Annotated in this window: 16 protein-coding genes and 1 tRNA gene; 7 read left to right on the top strand and 10 right to left on the bottom strand. The window is 63.7% G+C overall.

Annotation, left to right across the window (positions count from 1 at the left end; all coding sequences use genetic code 11):
* Nucleotides 1-45 precede the first annotated feature (45 nt).
* The gene (locus tag M8J71_RS10450; RefSeq protein WP_104043962.1) at nt 46-318 is read right to left on the bottom strand and encodes a hypothetical protein; all 273 of its coding nucleotides are present in this window, start codon (nt 316-318) and stop codon (nt 46-48) included.
* Between the two features lie 40 nt (nt 319-358).
* Here M8J71_RS10450 and M8J71_RS10445 point away from each other — a divergent pair, with 40 nt between their 5' ends.
* Nucleotides 359-592, top strand: a complete 234-nt coding sequence (locus M8J71_RS10445) for a DUF5703 family protein (protein WP_256247833.1) — start codon at nt 359-361, stop codon at nt 590-592.
* Between the two features lie 158 nt (nt 593-750).
* Here the strand turns inward: M8J71_RS10445 and M8J71_RS10440 are convergent, their stop codons facing one another.
* On the bottom strand, nt 751-1,911 hold the full coding sequence (locus M8J71_RS10440; protein ID WP_256247832.1) for an acyl-CoA dehydrogenase family protein: 1,161 nt from the start codon (nt 1,909-1,911) through the stop codon (nt 751-753).
* A gap of 10 nt (nt 1,912-1,921) precedes the next feature.
* Nucleotides 1,922-3,226 (bottom strand): M20/M25/M40 family metallo-hydrolase, encoded by a 1,305-nt coding sequence (locus M8J71_RS10435; RefSeq protein ID WP_256247831.1) that lies wholly within the window; start codon nt 3,224-3,226, stop codon nt 1,922-1,924.
* Between the two features lie 169 nt (nt 3,227-3,395).
* Here M8J71_RS10435 and M8J71_RS10430 point away from each other — a divergent pair.
* Nucleotides 3,396-3,478 (top strand) — tRNA-Leu (locus tag M8J71_RS10430).
* Between the two features lie 656 nt (nt 3,479-4,134).
* On the opposite strand, the gene M8J71_RS10425 is transcribed toward M8J71_RS10430, so the two are convergent.
* The 3 genes from M8J71_RS10425 to M8J71_RS10415 form a co-directional block, all read right to left on the bottom strand.
* Nucleotides 4,135-4,407, bottom strand: a complete 273-nt coding sequence (locus M8J71_RS10425) for a hypothetical protein (protein ID WP_256247830.1) — start codon at nt 4,405-4,407, stop codon at nt 4,135-4,137.
* A 668-nt stretch (nt 4,408-5,075) separates the two neighbouring features.
* Nucleotides 5,076-5,492 carry a CBS domain-containing protein gene (locus M8J71_RS10420; protein WP_163163707.1) on the bottom strand — a complete coding sequence of 139 codons (417 nt, stop codon included), beginning with the start codon at nt 5,490-5,492 and terminating at the stop codon, nt 5,076-5,078.
* 357 nt (nt 5,493-5,849) lie between these two features.
* Entirely contained in the window at nt 5,850-6,392 is a 543-nt protein-coding gene (locus M8J71_RS10415; RefSeq protein WP_256247829.1) for a GNAT family N-acetyltransferase, read from the bottom strand.
* Between the two features lie 138 nt (nt 6,393-6,530).
* Here M8J71_RS10415 and M8J71_RS10410 point away from each other — a divergent pair, with 138 nt between their 5' ends.
* The gene (locus M8J71_RS10410) at nt 6,531-7,223 is read left to right on the top strand and encodes an SGNH/GDSL hydrolase family protein (protein WP_256247828.1); all 693 of its coding nucleotides are present in this window, start codon (nt 6,531-6,533) and stop codon (nt 7,221-7,223) included.
* Nucleotides 7,224-7,254: 31 nt separating this feature from the next.
* Here M8J71_RS10410 and M8J71_RS10405 read toward each other — a convergent pair whose 3' ends face one another.
* The 3 genes from M8J71_RS10405 to M8J71_RS10395 all read right to left on the bottom strand — a co-directional run bounded on the left by M8J71_RS10405 (nt 7,255) and on the right by M8J71_RS10395 (nt 9,653).
* On the bottom strand, nt 7,255-7,470 hold the full coding sequence (locus M8J71_RS10405) for a hypothetical protein (protein ID WP_256247827.1): 216 nt from the start codon (nt 7,468-7,470) through the stop codon (nt 7,255-7,257).
* Between the two features lie 72 nt (nt 7,471-7,542).
* Complete coding sequence (locus M8J71_RS10400; RefSeq protein WP_256247826.1) at nt 7,543-8,514, bottom strand: glycosyltransferase family 9 protein; 972 nt, start codon at nt 8,512-8,514, stop codon at nt 7,543-7,545.
* On the bottom strand, nt 8,511-9,653 hold the full coding sequence (locus M8J71_RS10395) for a glycosyltransferase family 9 protein (RefSeq protein WP_256247825.1): 1,143 nt from the start codon (nt 9,651-9,653) through the stop codon (nt 8,511-8,513). Before M8J71_RS10395 ends, M8J71_RS10400 begins: the two co-directional genes overlap by 4 nt.
* A gap of 208 nt (nt 9,654-9,861) precedes the next feature.
* Between M8J71_RS10395 and M8J71_RS10390 the strand changes: the two genes are divergently transcribed.
* Nucleotides 9,862-10,164 carry a DUF4193 domain-containing protein gene (locus M8J71_RS10390; protein ID WP_066275770.1) on the top strand — a complete coding sequence of 101 codons (303 nt, stop codon included), beginning with the start codon at nt 9,862-9,864 and terminating at the stop codon, nt 10,162-10,164.
* 86 nt (nt 10,165-10,250) lie between these two features.
* Here M8J71_RS10390 and M8J71_RS10385 read toward each other — a convergent pair whose 3' ends face one another.
* Nucleotides 10,251-10,715 (bottom strand): GatB/YqeY domain-containing protein, encoded by a 465-nt coding sequence (locus tag M8J71_RS10385; RefSeq protein WP_256247824.1) that lies wholly within the window; start codon nt 10,713-10,715, stop codon nt 10,251-10,253.
* A 131-nt stretch (nt 10,716-10,846) separates the two neighbouring features.
* Between M8J71_RS10385 and M8J71_RS10380 the strand changes: the two genes are divergently transcribed.
* The 3 genes from M8J71_RS10380 to M8J71_RS10370 are packed head-to-tail and all read left to right on the top strand — an operon-like array spanning nt 10,847 to nt 13,828.
* On the top strand, nt 10,847-11,587 hold the full coding sequence (locus tag M8J71_RS10380) for a M50 family metallopeptidase (protein ID WP_256247823.1): 741 nt from the start codon (nt 10,847-10,849) through the stop codon (nt 11,585-11,587).
* Nucleotides 11,588-11,596: 9 nt separating this feature from the next.
* A complete protein-coding gene (locus M8J71_RS10375; RefSeq protein ID WP_256247822.1) occupies nt 11,597-12,688 on the top strand; it encodes a glutathione S-transferase family protein in 1,092 nt (363 codons plus the stop codon).
* A gap of 30 nt (nt 12,689-12,718) precedes the next feature.
* Nucleotides 12,719-13,828, top strand: coding sequence for a serine hydrolase domain-containing protein (locus M8J71_RS10370; RefSeq protein ID WP_256247821.1), 1,110 nt, complete (start codon nt 12,719-12,721; stop codon nt 13,826-13,828).
* Nucleotides 13,829-13,922 lie beyond the last annotated feature (94 nt).

Below are 13,922 nucleotides of genomic sequence, written 5' to 3'. Positions count from 1 at the left end.
CTGCCCAGCAGGCCGCGGCGCTGCCCTGTATCAGACGTTCCGGTGTCAGACGTTCCGGTCCTCGACTATTTCGAGGTCCTCGTCGTCCACGTCGCTTTCCTCTTCCTCGTCATCTTCGTCGTCAAAGACCTGAAGCGGCGTGACCTCGTTGTAGGCCTCGTAGAGTGCGTCCTCGTAGACTTCAAAAGCATCGGCTACTGCGAAAAACGCCGCCTCCACGGAGGGGTCACCATCTCCGCGGCGGTTGGATGCTGCTATAAGGTGTTCTTCCAAAGCGGTGGTCAAGGACTGAAGCGCGACACGCGGATCGATGCTCATGCCTTCACGTTAGCCGGAAAAGGACGAAAATGGAGAGCAAATGAAGGAACAATTTCTCACCAGCTCGGTCCAGCGGGAACGGGACTATGCGAAGCAGTACGAGTACCTTGTACTGACGGTCAGCCCTGTCGATTCACTGCACGAAGCCAGGCGCCGGCTGGTGGAACACTCCGAATATGGCAAGTGGGAACTGGAGCGCAGCAAGCTGTACGTCGGGGGCGGCAGGCGGTTCTGGCTCCGCCGCCGGGTGATGCAGGTCCAGCGGACCGTCTAGAAATCAGGGGTCCAGCGGACCGTCTAGAAATCAGGGGTCCAGCGGATCGTCTAGACATCAGGGGTCCAGCGGACCGTCTAGAAATCAGGGGTCCAGCGGATCGTCTAGACATCAGGGGTCCAGCGGACCGTCTAGAAATCAGAGGTCCAAAGGACTGTCTAATCCTCGAGGGGCCCCAACCAAGCGGTGGCCACCGTGTTGTGGGCCGATTCGTCGTCGGACGGATGGAACATACCGGCCAGAACGTCCCGGTAGAGCCGTTCGAGCTCTGATCCCCGAAAGTAGCTTGATCCGCCGCTGACGCGGATGGCGAGGTCCACAACGCGGCGTGCGGTCTCCGTGGCATTGACCTTAAGGCCTACGAGTTTCGGGAACCACTGCGGACCGTGATCAGCAAGGGCGTCGACGTCGGCGGTGACCGAGGCCAGTTGCGGGTATAGGTTGTCCATGGCCATCGCGGCCTCCGCCACCTTCCAGCGGATGTCCGGATCCTGCGCGTAGCTCCGTCCCCCGTTCTTGAAGGAAGTCCGGCGCTTGACGGTTTCGACGCCTACTTCCAGCGCCCGCTCCCCCACTCCCGTGTAAACGGCGGCGAGCAGCGTCTCGAAGCACGCGAAGATGGCGAAAATCAGGGGATCGCGGTTGGGCCCGACAGGTAGTTTGCGGAAGATCCGGCTTTCAGGGACGTGGACGCCCTCAAGGACCGTGGTGTTGGACTGGCTGGCGCGCATTCCCAAGGTGTCCCAGTCGTCGAGAATGCTGTAGCCGGCTGTTTCGCGCGTGATGAAGCCGTGGACCAGTTCACCGTCACTTTCCTTGGCAGACAGGTCTTTTCCGAAGATGCCCAGCCTGGTCCACGCCGGCGACAGGCTGGTGAAGATTTTTGTGCCGGTGAAGGTGTAGCCGCCGCCGGGTTGCGGCTCAGCCACCGTGCGGGAGTCGAACAGAACTGAATCGTTCCCTGCTTCGGAGTTGCCGAAGGCGAAGACTTCGCCCTGGGCGGCTTCCTTGAGGACAAAGTCCAGGGAGTTGTCCCCTCGTGCCTGAAGGACGTGCGCGACGCCGGTCCACACCAGGTGCATGTTAACCGCCAATGCGGTGGCGGGCGCAGCCGTTGCCAGCCTCCGCTGGCACTGCGCCGCCGCTTCCAGCCCAAGGCCCTTCCCGCCGTCGGCCGCGGGGACAAAGAGCTTCAGGTAACCTGCCTCCGCGAGTTCCTGCAGGTCCTCATGAAAAAATGCGTTGTCCCTGTCGTATCCGGGGGCCCGGCCGCGGATCCGCTCCACAAGGGCGTCCGGCAGGACTTCTTCCGGGGTCATGGGGGCCTGCTCAGTAGTTGGTGAGCAGGGTGTTCAGCACCCTGGCGCCGAACTTGAGGGAGTCGGCGGGAACGCGCTCGTCCACGCCGTGGAACATTCCGGTGAAGTCCAGCTCATCCGGGAGCATGAGGGGTGCGAAACCGTAGCCGGTGATGCCCAGCCTGCTGAGCGACTTGTTGTCCGTGCCGCCGGACAGTGTGTAAGGCAGCACTTTGGCGCCGGGATCCTCGGAATGCAGGGCGTCGATCATGGAATCCACCAGGTTGCCGGCGAAGGGCACTTCAAGGGACACATCGTTGTGGACGTAGCTCACGTCCACCCCCGTTCCAGCCAGCTCCCGGACGATTTCGAGGACGTGCTCCTGCTGGCCGGGCAGCGTGCGGCAGTCGATGAGCGCCTCAGCGGATTCCGGGATGACGTTGTGCTTGTAGCCGCCCTTCACAAGCGTGGGGTTGGTGGTGTTCTGCAGGGTCGCGCCCACAAACCGCGCCACCGTCCCCAGCTGGTTCAGCAGGAGGTCGGGATTGTCGGCGTCGAACTCAACCCCCGTGAGTTCCGTCACGCCGTCCAGGAACTGCCTGGTGGTGGGTGTCAGTTCGATCGGCCACTTGTACTCGCCGATGCGGGTCACTGCGGCCGCGAGCCGGGTTACGGCATTATCGGTGTTGATCTGTGAGCCGTGGCCCGCCCTCCCATGGGCCACGAGGCGCAGCCAGGAGATGCCCTTTTCAGCGGTTTGCAGCAGGTAGGTGCGCTGCCCGCCGATGGTTGCCGAAAACCCGCCCACTTCCGAGATGGCTTCGGTTGCACCCTCAAAGAGCTCCGGGCGCTTGTCCACGGCGTAGCGGGCACCATACGCGCCGCCTGCCTCCTCGTCCGCGAAGAAGGCAAAGATGATGTCCCTCTTGGGCTTTTTGCCCGTGCGGGCAAAGCCTCGCAGGACGGCGAGGATCATGGCGTCCATGTCTTTCATGTCGACGGCGCCGCGGCCCCAGATGAGCCCGTCCTTCAGTTCGGCTCCGAACGGGTCCACCGACCACTGGTCGCGGAGGGCCGGAACCACGTCCAGGTGGCCGTGCACCACCAAGGCGCTGGCGGAAGGATCCTCGCCCGCCATCCGGGTCACCACGTTCGCCCGCCCTGGCGCTGACTCAAAGATCTCAGCCTCCATACCGACTTCCTCAATGAGCCCTGCGGCGTACTCCGCCGCAGCCCGCTCCCCCGGACCGGACCCGTCACCAAAGTTCGACGTATCTATCCGGATGAGTTCCTGGCAGATGCGAACAACTTCATCCTCGGGCAGGACGTCAGGCATGGAGAGCTCCTCACTGGGAAATGACGGGATTGCAGCGCTGGATTGCTGCCCTCAGCCTACCCACTTGGCCCGATTCGATGTTTCGGGAAAAGTCGTGTTAGAGTTTTTCTCGCTGCTTCGGAGAAACCCGAAACGCTGAAAGGCGGAAACGGTTCCCGAAATACCACCTGCGCGGGTGGCGGAATGGCAGACGCGCTAGCTTGAGGTGCTAGTCCTCGAAAGGGGGTGGGGGTTCAAGTCCCCCTCCGCGCACAAACGGAAGCCCCGGAAAATCAGCGATTTTCCGGGGCTTCTTTGTGTCTCCAACCACCCGGGACGTGTTTTCAGCCACGTCTTGATGTTCCGACACGGCAACGTGCGCCAATACGGGAAGCAGTACGGTCCCGGCGGAGTCCCTGGCGGATGTTCAATGGGCGCCATCACACCGCTCCAGGACCCGACCACAATCAGGGTGGCGGCCTGCTTCCTTGCTCTCATCGGCAGCGGAATGCTCACAATGGGCTCCTACTGCTTCACCCCGCCTGACGAATTGTGGACTGGTATCTGGAGCAGCATTCTCGGGCTCGCAACCTTCCTTATGGTCTGGTGGGCCCATTGTTATCGCCGTCCGCCGCGGCACCAGGGCGAGCCGCAGTCCCAGCGTGGCCGTGTCTACAAGGACCCTCCGTCCACCAATCACAACGCGGATCCATACAGCGGCTGGCACTAGCCAAATGCCCGTGTCCAAAGCCTGAGAGGCCTCAGCGATGAGGAGCTCCGGGCAGCAGGGGCCTCGGGCGGAGCAAGTCCACCTGGGCGTCCACCCGGGGCAGTTTTACCGCCGTGCGGCACGCGCAGCCAGACTTCCGGCTCTGACGGCTAATTGGGCGGACAGTAGGACCCGGACCAGTCGGTCCGGGGCCTACTCATCACCGCTCGATGGTGACGCTGAGATCCAGGTGGATGTCGTCGGTGGCGAGGCGGCCCTCCAGGAATCGGGCAAGGCTTTCGTCAGTCGCGGTGTGTGCGCCCTTAGGGACAGCGCCGCGGAAAACCGCCTGGTTGTTCGTGGACCGGAGCACGTCCAGGGGCACACGCGGGAGGTGTCCGTTGTTCAGCCGCTCGATATCGGTACGGAAGGTGCGTCGGTGGTCGGCGCGGGCGGAAGCGCGCATGGTGAATGGAATGAAAGCGGTGGGCAAGGGGTCCTTTCGTGGGTCAGCCAACCGAAGGCTCGACCTATTGAAGACAAGCCTCTTTCCGCCAGCGCTATTCCCCCCAGAGCCCCGCTGAGTCGAGTATCACGGGGACGTCCTAACTGGAACCCGCGCCTCGAAGCCTCTCCTGCTGAGAATGACGTCCAGATAGTCGCCATAACGGCCGGAGAAAGGAACCGGGTACTTGTTCCTGACCTTGTCGAGGCCGCACCGGATCACGAGGTAACCGGGAGCAGCGACCCGATGGGATGCTCCGGCAATCTCGTTGCGGGTCGGGGTTTGGTGACGATCTTTGGCCAGGCCGAGCTCAACAGAAATCTTGAGGACCAGGAGAATTTTCCTGCGAGGCGACAGGGCAGTTGCAGTTTGAGGACCGCCAGCGCCTCTCGACATCTTCTTCTCCCACGCCCGCATAGTTAATGGCAACGGCCAAGACCGCGCCCTGGAGGACCAACAGTCCTCCAGCGCTGCAGTGGCGAGGGGCCGTTCGCGCTCCAGACGCAGCTTGGAGGAATAGGCTACGCGTTCCCCCGCCTCCGGCGCCATCGGTAAGTACAGCGAATTTTTGTACTCGTCACGTTGCTATGCGTACAACTGTTCCGGGCTGACACGGGGCCCGCGGTAGCCGCTACCTACCTGCGTTTGGAGTGCACTCAGTAGAAGGAAATGAGCTCGACGAGTTCCCCGACTCTGTCCTCCGGGTAGTTGCGGGCGATGTCTGCCTGGGTGAGGATGCCAACCAGATCATGGCCGTCAATGACTGGCAGCCGGCGCACCTGATGCTCCTGCATTGTGCTGATCGCTTCTTCGATGGAATCGTCCGCACCGATGGTCACAGGCTTGCCCTGGCCAAAATCGCCTGCCTTTGCCGTACGGGGATCGCCGCCTTCCGCGAAGCACTTAATGACGATGTCCCGGTCTGTGATCATGCCCTTGAGCCGGTTGTCCTCGCCGCAAATCGGCAGTGCGCCGACGTTTAGGTCTTTCATCTTCCGCGCCGCTGCTTCCAGAGTTTCATTTTCACCGATGCATTCAACGCCGCCGGTCATAATTTCACGTGCTGTGGTCATGGCAATCTCCTTGGGTTCCGCCCGAGCGGGCGTTAGAAGTTCCCCGGTCCCGGGGTTTTCCTATGACTTCGTCGCCCTGCGTCAGGTAATTGGCGCCAGATCCAATGAAGTCCCTGAATTTCCGCAGGTCCGCTCTGACCTGCGCGCCAGCAAGAATCAGCTTTGGCCCGGATCTCCTATAGGTTCCTCCTGTCCTGGCTGGACGGCCCCGCAACGTGGACCGGAAGCAGTGGGTTGCCCGGAATGCTTCAGTCTAAGTCGGTGCACGCCGTCCTGACAGACCGGGTTTCATCCGACTTTGCGCCGAGGACCCTGCCACTTCGAACGGCAAGGGCACCAATCGCGCTGACGCAGTTTTCAGAAGAGGATGCGCTGGTAGAGGTTATGGTCCTGCCACGTGCCGGCGATTTTCAGGTAAGCCGGTGCCACTCCTATGCTTTCGAAGCCGGCACGTTGAAGAATCCTTTGCGACGCAGCATTGTGCAGGAGGGTTGCCGCCTGGATGCGGTGCAACCCCATCTTGTTCTTTGCATAACCGAGCACATGGGTCAGGGCAGCCGAGCCGATTCCCCGGCCGGAGTACTCGTGGTCTACCCAATACCCAACGTTGGCGCTGCAAAAAGGTCCGAGCACAATTCCAGTCAGCGTTATGGCACCGATAATGCGGTCCGCATCGAGGATGACCCACGGTACTTCAGACCCGGCAGCGTAGGAGGCCAAACGCGTTTCCAATATTTTGTTCTGCCCGGCCACAGTAAAAAAATCCTCGGAGCGTGCCGGCTCCCAGGGGGTGAGGTACTCCCTGTTCCGCAGATAGGCGTCTTTCATTTTCCGGGCGTCGCTGGAGCACGGTATCCGGATCTTTATGTCGTCAATCAAGGGGTTCTTGGATGCGGTCACTTCGAGACTCTACCTATACTCCCAGGGCTCCCATCCGGGCCTCTGATGATGGACCTCCTTGACCGGTAGATGCGAAGTAGGATCCTGCCCCGCTGACAGAGGTGGCGGTGACGCGTGCCAGGGTGGAACATGGCCCTCATGGACTTTGGAAAGGGTAAGGACACGGGCCACGTGGTCCTGCTGGGCGATTCCATCTTCGACAACGCTGCGTACGTAGACGGCGGCCCCGACGTCATCAGCCAGCTGCGCCAGGAACTGCCGGGCTGGAAATGCTCGCTCCTGGCCATTGACGGGGACGTCATCACCGGCATCGCCCGTCAGCTCCGCGACCTCCCCCGGGACGCCACCCACCTGGAGGTGAGCGTTGGTGGAAACGATGCCCTCGGCTACGCGCCGTTGTTGCAGGAGCGTCCCAACTCCGTTGCCGAGGCCCTGCTCATGCTTGATGCCGGAAGGGACAGGTTCGACGCCGACTACCGGGCCATGCTGCCCGGCGTCCTGGCACAGGGCCTGCCCGCGGCGGTATGCACCATCTACGACACTCCCCCATCGGAACCGAACCACAAAATCATCAAAGCAGCACTGTCCCTCTTCAACGATTCGATTACGCGAGCGGCCTTTTCCAGCGGCACACCGGTGATCGACCTGCGGCTGATCTGCAGCGAGGACGCGGACTATGCCAACCCCATTGAACCTTCATCGCAGGGCGGCCGGAAGATTGCGCGCGCCATCGCCACCCTGGTCCGGGCCGACCACCCCAACCCCCACTCGGTGGTGATTGCCGGTGGGGCGCGGTCCAAATCTGCTCCCCAACCACATGGGGTGGGGTAAGCAGACGATGCCACCCGCCCCTGGGTGCAGGCTAACGGGTGTGCGCGTGCCTTCTGCGGCCCAGCAGCCGGGAGCCGGGCGCAACCGGACGGTACTTGACGCGGCGTTGCCGCTCCCGGTCGGCCCTGCGCTCCTGGCGCCGTGCCTTCCGTTCCAGCCGGTCGATCCCGGACAAGATGGCGAAGGTGCCTACGACCCACACGAACGCCATCGTCAATACCAAGGCAATCTCGATCTCAGTGCCCATGGCACTATTTTAGGACTTTCCGGCGTCCGGCAGGAGACCTGGCCGCCCCCGGCTTGATGTGCCTGGCCAGCCCTAGAAAACGCCCAGCCCCCGGACTGCAGCCAGAACGTCCGGCACGGTGATTGCCAACAGCGCCGGATCCGGCTCGGCCGCGAAAGTGTCCCCCCGCCGCAGCTCAGCGCGGGTCAGGACGACGTGCGGACCCGGGGGCGGCCCCCAGATCTCGGGCGGAGCGGGCCCGAACAACACCACAGATGGCGTGCCGTACGCGGAAGCCAAGTGCGCAGCCCCCGTATCCGCGGAAACCACCAGGCGGGCCGCCGCGATGGTCGCGGCGAACTCCGCCAGGCCAAGCCGTCCCGCCAACACTGCATCCTCCGCAAGCCCCGAACGGAGGCACACATCAAGGGCCCGGTCCCTCTCGCCGCTGCCACCGGTGAAGACAACGTTGTGCCCGGCCGAGTCAAGGGCTGCGGCAACAGCCGCGAACCGCTCGGCAGGCCAGAGCCGGCTGCCGTAGGCGGCCCCCACATGCAGGACGGTGGCACCCGGAACGGGGCTGGGCACATGCGGAGTATTCAGGTGGATGTCCAGGGGGTCGGCCTCGATGCCGTGCCAGGCCAGGAGACTGACCCAGCGTTCCCTCTCGTGCAGCTCGGCCCGCCACGGCGGGCCGTCCCGGTATTGGCTCCGGTGGCCAATGGTGTGCCGGGCCTGCAACGCCTCAATCCTGCCCTGGCTTTCCGGCCCGCTGCCGTGCAGGTTCACTGCCACGTCCACGACGCCGGGTTCCATGGCCAGCGGCTCGTCCAGGCCGTGCGTGGGCAGAAGTTCATAACCGCCCACGAGCCCCAGCGCCTCAGAAAGCCAGCCTTGCGCCGCGTACCTCAGCCGGTGATCCGGGAACTCACGCCGGAGCGCCTTCAGAGCCGGCACTGCAACCAGCCGGTCCCCAAGCTTCAACGCCCGAAGGACCAGCAGCTCCGGTTTCCCGTCGTGCGGCTCGTGGGCTTCCCCCACCGCGGTACTTTCCGTCGCGCTCATGCCAGCTGCCTGGTCACTTCGGTGGCCGCAAGACTGCGGACGTCCTCGTGGACATCCCGCGCCGCAATGCCGGCCACCACGGAATCGTCGTGCGGGCAGCGCGGGGCCGTCCAGCCCACTTGGGTCACGTCTACCCCGCAGGTGGGGCAGGCAGTCACCCAGGAAGCATGGATCCGGTGAAGGCTCCGGCCCAGGGCACCGGCATTGATGACGTTGCCGGCCCAGAAGATACCGACGGTGGGAACCCCCAGTGCCTGGGCGAGATGGCGCGGGCCGCTGTCATTTCCGACGACCACCGCCGCACGGGCGAGCAGTGCCACCAGGCCTGCCATGTCCAGGTCGCCGGCCACCGAACGTACCTGGCCCGAAGCGGCCAGTTCGATGATCCGCCCGGCAAGTTCCTTCTCGCTCTCATCGCCCACTACCACCACCTGGAAGCCGTCCCCGGCGCAAGCGACGGCAAGTTCAGCGAACCGCTCAGCCGGCCAACGACGGCGGGGATCCGTAGCGCCGGGATGCATCACCACCAAAGGCTGGCTATCGTCGTCGGCCGCCTGGGAAGAGGGGCGCAGTCCCTCCGCCGGGGCCAACCGCGCTTCGAGATCCACCGGGAACGCGCCGGCGAACCCGGCCACCTCCAGAGCCCTTAGCGGTTCATGCTGGTAATAGAGGTAGGGAACAGTGCGCTCCAGGCTTGCTGCGTCAGGCGTGCGCGTCCCCACCGTGTGGCGGGCGCCGAGCCGGAGCAGGAAGGGATTGGAATACCGCCCGCCACCGTGAACCTGAACCGCCAGATCGAAGCGGCGTGCCCGCATCTCCTCGAAAAACCGCTCCAGGTCATCCTCGTCCTCGACTCCGGGCCGGACACCCTCGGAAAAGGGAAGGACCTGAACCTCATCCACCGGGCTTTTCGTCGCGGCGATCAAAGCCTTGTGCGCAGGGGTGCCGAGGAGGGTTATGGAGGCCTGGGGATACGCCGCTTTCAATGCGGCAATGGCCGGAATAGCGAAAATGAGGTCGCCGAGGCCCCCGCCGCGCAATACGGCTATCCTTGATACCGACTCAAACTTTTCCAGGATTGGACCAACGCCAGTGCCGGTCCGCCCGGCGCCCCCGAATTCTGCAGTGAGCTGCTCCACATATACCCCTTCAGATAGTGCGGAGACCGCAGCGTTCGCTGCGACCTCCCCTGCCCGTCCAGCCACAGTAGGGTGATGAACCTTGAGGCCGCTTCCTTAAACCTCTACCCAAACGGCGGTCAATATACTCCGGCTATTGGGGAATACCCGGATGATGCTGTACGTTTCATACGCGACAGACGAACCAAAGAAAAGAGAAGCACCTAAAGTGGCAACCGATTACGACGAACTGCGTTCCGACGTCAAGGAATCGCAGGACAACTCTCTCGAGCAGCTCCAGTCAGCCAACGCTCCCGACGCGCGCAGCGTTGTCCTGGAGCTGGACGAAGCTGACGGCCTCGACGGCGCGGGCGTACCCGGCGGCGAGTTTGTCGCTGAGGAGCTCGTAGTACAGGTCATCCCCCAGGCCGAGGACGAATTCACCTGCTACTCCTGCTTCCTGGTCCGCCACCGCTCGCAGATTGCGCGCCAAAAGGACGGCCACAGCTACTGCACGGAGTGCGAAGGCTAAATCAGGAAGTCAGGCGGGACGGCGCATTCAGCCGCCCCCAACTGAGCAGAGGCACGCCCACTTTCGAGTGGGCGTGCCTTTCCGCTTTAAGCGAGCTTTTGGCGCACCAGCTGGCTGACTTCCTTGCCATCGAAACGCCCTGCCACCTTCGCCGTCACGGGCTTCATCACTTCGCCCATCTGCCGCGGCGTCAGTTCGCGCCCTTCGGCGCGGAGCCCGTCGATGACCTCGTCCACAATCGCCTGCACCTCCTGCAGGGACAGGGGCTTTGGCAGGTAAGACTCGATCACCTCCGCTTCAGCAATTTCCGCCGCCGCCCGCTCCGGCTGTCCGGCTTCCGCATAAATGCCGGCCGTGTCCCGGCGCTTTGCTGCCTCCTTTTGAAGCAGGGACGTCACCTGAGCGTCATCAAGCTGCACGGGTGTCTTCCCCGACTTCTCACGGGTCTCAATCTCGCCCAGGACGTTCCGGACAGTGGTCAGCGCAGTCTTATTGCGCTCCTTCATATGGATGACGACGTCGGCCTGCAGCCGTTCCTTCAAAGATGACACGTTTCCTCTGTTCCTGTGTTTTTTCTTTCATTGGGACGGAGCGCCGCAGGGCGCCGCGGCAGCGTCCACCCATCCCTAGTACCGTAGGTGCTTATGGCCGAAAATGACCACTCATTCCCGGGACGCCTTCGGTGAACCTTCCCAAGGACCCCTGGAACACGTTCATCAGTGCCTTCAGCCGCACCGATCTTCCCCTCATCACGTTCACTGAGCTGGTACTGGTCGTGGGCATCGTGACTGCCCTGTCGATTCCCCGCCAGTCCTGGAGGTATGTGGGCCTGCTTGCAACCGCCACCCACGAGCTGGGACATGCCTTCGCAGCCGTCACGAACGGCCAGCGGCTGTCAGGGATACGGCTCCGGTTAGACCATTCAGGCACCACCACCACGTACAGCCGGAGCAAACTTGCCACCGTGTGGTCCTGCTTTTGGGGGTATCCCGTCCCTGCCGTCGTCGGCGCCGCGTTCGTGTGGTGCGGCTTCAACGGGTGGGGTCCTGCCGCCCTGGCCGTCAGCACGGTGGCCCTTGCAGCCACACTGCTCTTCCTCCGCAACCCCGCGGGGTTCCTCATCACCACCGCTGCCATAGGCGGCAACATAGCCCTTATTTTCCTGGTGCCGGCCGGTTTCGTCGGCCACGTGTCCGTCATCCTGGGCCTGGTACTGCTGGTGGGCGCTGTGCGGGACCTCATCAAGCTCACGCATGTGCACCTGCGGCGGAGGGACCGGCTTGCCAGTTCCGACGCGTACCTCCTGTACCGTGCGACGGCGATTCCCTCCGTTGTATGGATTCTTCTGTTCACGGTGCTCGTGGGCGGGTCCTGGCTCGTCGCCTGGCAGCCTATCTCTGCAATCCTGCCAGCGGGCGTTTAGGGTGGTTTTATGAGCCAGGGAACGGAAAGCACCCAGCAGGTGGAAAGCGGCGGTACTGCAGCGCACAGCACGCGCGGCGCCTACGTAACCGGTGGCGCGGAATTCAACCGCGACACCAACTACATCGAAGACCGGATCACCGCAGACGGCAGGCCGGGGCTTAACGGTGAGCCCGGTTGGCCAGCGGAGCCGGGACGATACCGCCTCATCGCCGCCAGGGCGTGCCCGTGGGCAAACCGGACGGTTATTGTCCGCCGCCTGCTGGGGCTGGAGGATGCCATTTCCCTCGGACAGCCCGGCCCCACGCATGACGCGCGGTCCTGGACTTTCGACCTGGATCCGGGCGGCGTTGACCCGGTCCTGGGCATCGAACGCCTGCAGGAGGCGTACTTCAAGCGGTTTCCGGACTACCCGCGGGGCATTACGGTGCCGGCGATTGTTGAGGTGGCCACCGGCGAGGTGGTCACCAACAACTTTCCGCAGATCACGCTCGACTTCTCGACGGAATGGACGAAGTTCCACCGGCCCGGCGCACCCCAGCTGTACCCCGGGCATCTTCGGGAGGAGATCGACGAGGTCAACAAGCGGGTGTTCACCGAAGTCAACAACGGGGTCTACCGCTGCGGCTTCGCCGGGTCCCAGGAGGCGTACGACGCCGCTTATGCGAGGCTTTGGTCCGCCATGGACTGGCTGGAAGACCGGCTCTCCCGGCAGCGTTACCTGGTAGGCGACACCATCACCGAAGCCGACGTAAGGCTTTTCACCACCCTGGCCCGGTTCGACGCCGTCTACCACGGCCACTTCAAATGCAACCGCCAGAAACTCAGCGAGATGCCGGCCCTCTGGGGCTATGCGCGGGACCTGTTCCAGACTCCCGGGTTCGGCGACACCACCGACTTCGTGCAGATCAAGCAGCACTACTACATCGTGCATGAGGACATCAATCCCACCGGCATCGTCCCTGCCGGCCCTGCATTGGATGGTTGGCTTGACGCCCACGGGCGCGAGTCCCTGGGGGGTCGGCCCTTCGGGGACGGGACCCCGCCGGGGCCGGTGCAGGCCGGGGAAGAAGTCGCGCCGGGACACGGGGCGAACTCCTGAAGGAAAGCGCTTTCTGGCTAAACTGGCCGAATGCAGACAACTCAATGTCACGTAGCGCCCGGCTACGAAAATGTCCTGGAGCTCTTCGAATCATTCCTGGCAAGGGACCCGCAGTACAGTGCGCAGCTGGCGGCCTACCACCACGGGAAGCAGGTGGTGGCACTCGCAGGTGGACCGGACATGGACGAGGGTGCAATAACGGGCGCATACTCCTGCTCGAAGGGAGTCGCGGCCATGGTGGTCGCACTCCTGGTCCAGGACGGGCTGCTTGACCTTGACGCCAGGGTTGCCCACTACTGGCCGGAGTTTGCCGTCCATGGCAAGGACCGGCTGCTGGTGCGGGAGGCCCTGTCCCACCAGGCGGGAATCATGGGGGTGGAAGGCGGTTTCGCCCTGGACGAGTTCACCACCCCCGGTGCTGCCGCCCGCCTCGCCGCGGCCCGGCCGTCCTGGCAGCCTGGCCGCCAGTTCGGCTACCACGCCCTGACCATCGGGATCATCATGGAAGAGCTGTGCCGCCGCGCGGCGGGAGAATCGCTGCAGGACATCTATGACCGCCGGATCCGGACGGCACTGGAGATCGATTTCTACCTTGGCCTGCCGGAGGAGTTGGAACCCCGCTACCGGGACGTCCTGTACACCATCGATCCGCAACAGGCGTGGGTTGATCCGCTCAGCATGGACGGGCTGAACAGCAACGCACCGGTCAGCACCATCATGGAGCTCCCCAACGTCCGCCGTGTCCGCCGTGCAGGCATGTCAGCGGCCGGCGGAGTGGGATCTGCTGAGGGCCTTGCCCGGCTTTATGCCGCTGCCACCACCGGAGTCAACGGCGGGGAAGGATTCCTGGCTCCCGGAACGGTGGAGCTGATGTCCCGGGAACAGGTGTGGGGCCTGGACCGTTCCTCTGGCCTGGACAACGCTTTCGCCGTGGTTTTTATGAAGCCGCATCCCTCCCGGAACTTCGGCAGCCACCGCGCTTTCGGCCACGAAGGCGCCAACGCTGCCCTCGGGTTCGCGGACCCCGCCTACGGCTTGGGATTCGGCTACATCCCACGGCGGGCGGAGGACGGACGCACCCCTGGGAAGGCGCACCAATTGGCCGCAGCCGTGCGCCGTTCAGCGGCGGCTTTGTCCTAAAAGTTCCGCCCGCCGCCTTTTTCTGCCGTCCTGACCAGCAGCTTTGTCCCCTGCCCCACAGGCCCCCTAGGGTGGATCGGATGGGCAAATCTCA

Source organism: Pseudarthrobacter sp. R1, from assembly GCF_024494415.1.
Classification (GTDB): Bacteria; Actinomycetota; Actinomycetes; order Actinomycetales; family Micrococcaceae; genus Arthrobacter.
Note: the sequence above shows the minus strand (reverse complement) of the source record. Positions and strands in the feature narration are given on the sequence as shown.

Excerpts from the sequence above, each read along its gene's own strand:
- M8J71_RS10450 (WP_104043962.1), bottom strand. The coding sequence starts at position 318 with ATGAGCATCGATCCGCGTGTCGCGCTTCAGTCCTTGACCACCGCTTTG.
- M8J71_RS10445 (WP_256247833.1), top strand. The coding sequence starts at position 359 with ATGAAGGAACAATTTCTCACCAGCTCGGTCCAGCGGGAACGGGACTAT.
- M8J71_RS10440 (WP_256247832.1), bottom strand. The coding sequence starts at position 1,911 with ATGACCCCGGAAGAAGTCCTGCCGGACGCCCTTGTGGAGCGGATCCGC.
- M8J71_RS10435 (WP_256247831.1), bottom strand. The coding sequence starts at position 3,226 with ATGCCTGACGTCCTGCCCGAGGATGAAGTTGTTCGCATCTGCCAGGAA.
- M8J71_RS10420 (WP_163163707.1), bottom strand. The coding sequence starts at position 5,492 with ATGACCACAGCACGTGAAATTATGACCGGCGGCGTTGAATGCATCGGT.
- M8J71_RS10410 (WP_256247828.1), top strand. The coding sequence starts at position 6,531 with ATGGACTTTGGAAAGGGTAAGGACACGGGCCACGTGGTCCTGCTGGGC.
- M8J71_RS10405 (WP_256247827.1), bottom strand. The coding sequence starts at position 7,470 with ATGGGCACTGAGATCGAGATTGCCTTGGTATTGACGATGGCGTTCGTG.
- M8J71_RS10400 (WP_256247826.1), bottom strand. The coding sequence starts at position 8,514 with ATGAGCGCGACGGAAAGTACCGCGGTGGGGGAAGCCCACGAGCCGCAC.
- M8J71_RS10375 (WP_256247822.1), top strand. The coding sequence starts at position 11,597 with ATGAGCCAGGGAACGGAAAGCACCCAGCAGGTGGAAAGCGGCGGTACT.
- M8J71_RS10370 (WP_256247821.1), top strand. The coding sequence starts at position 12,719 with ATGCAGACAACTCAATGTCACGTAGCGCCCGGCTACGAAAATGTCCTG.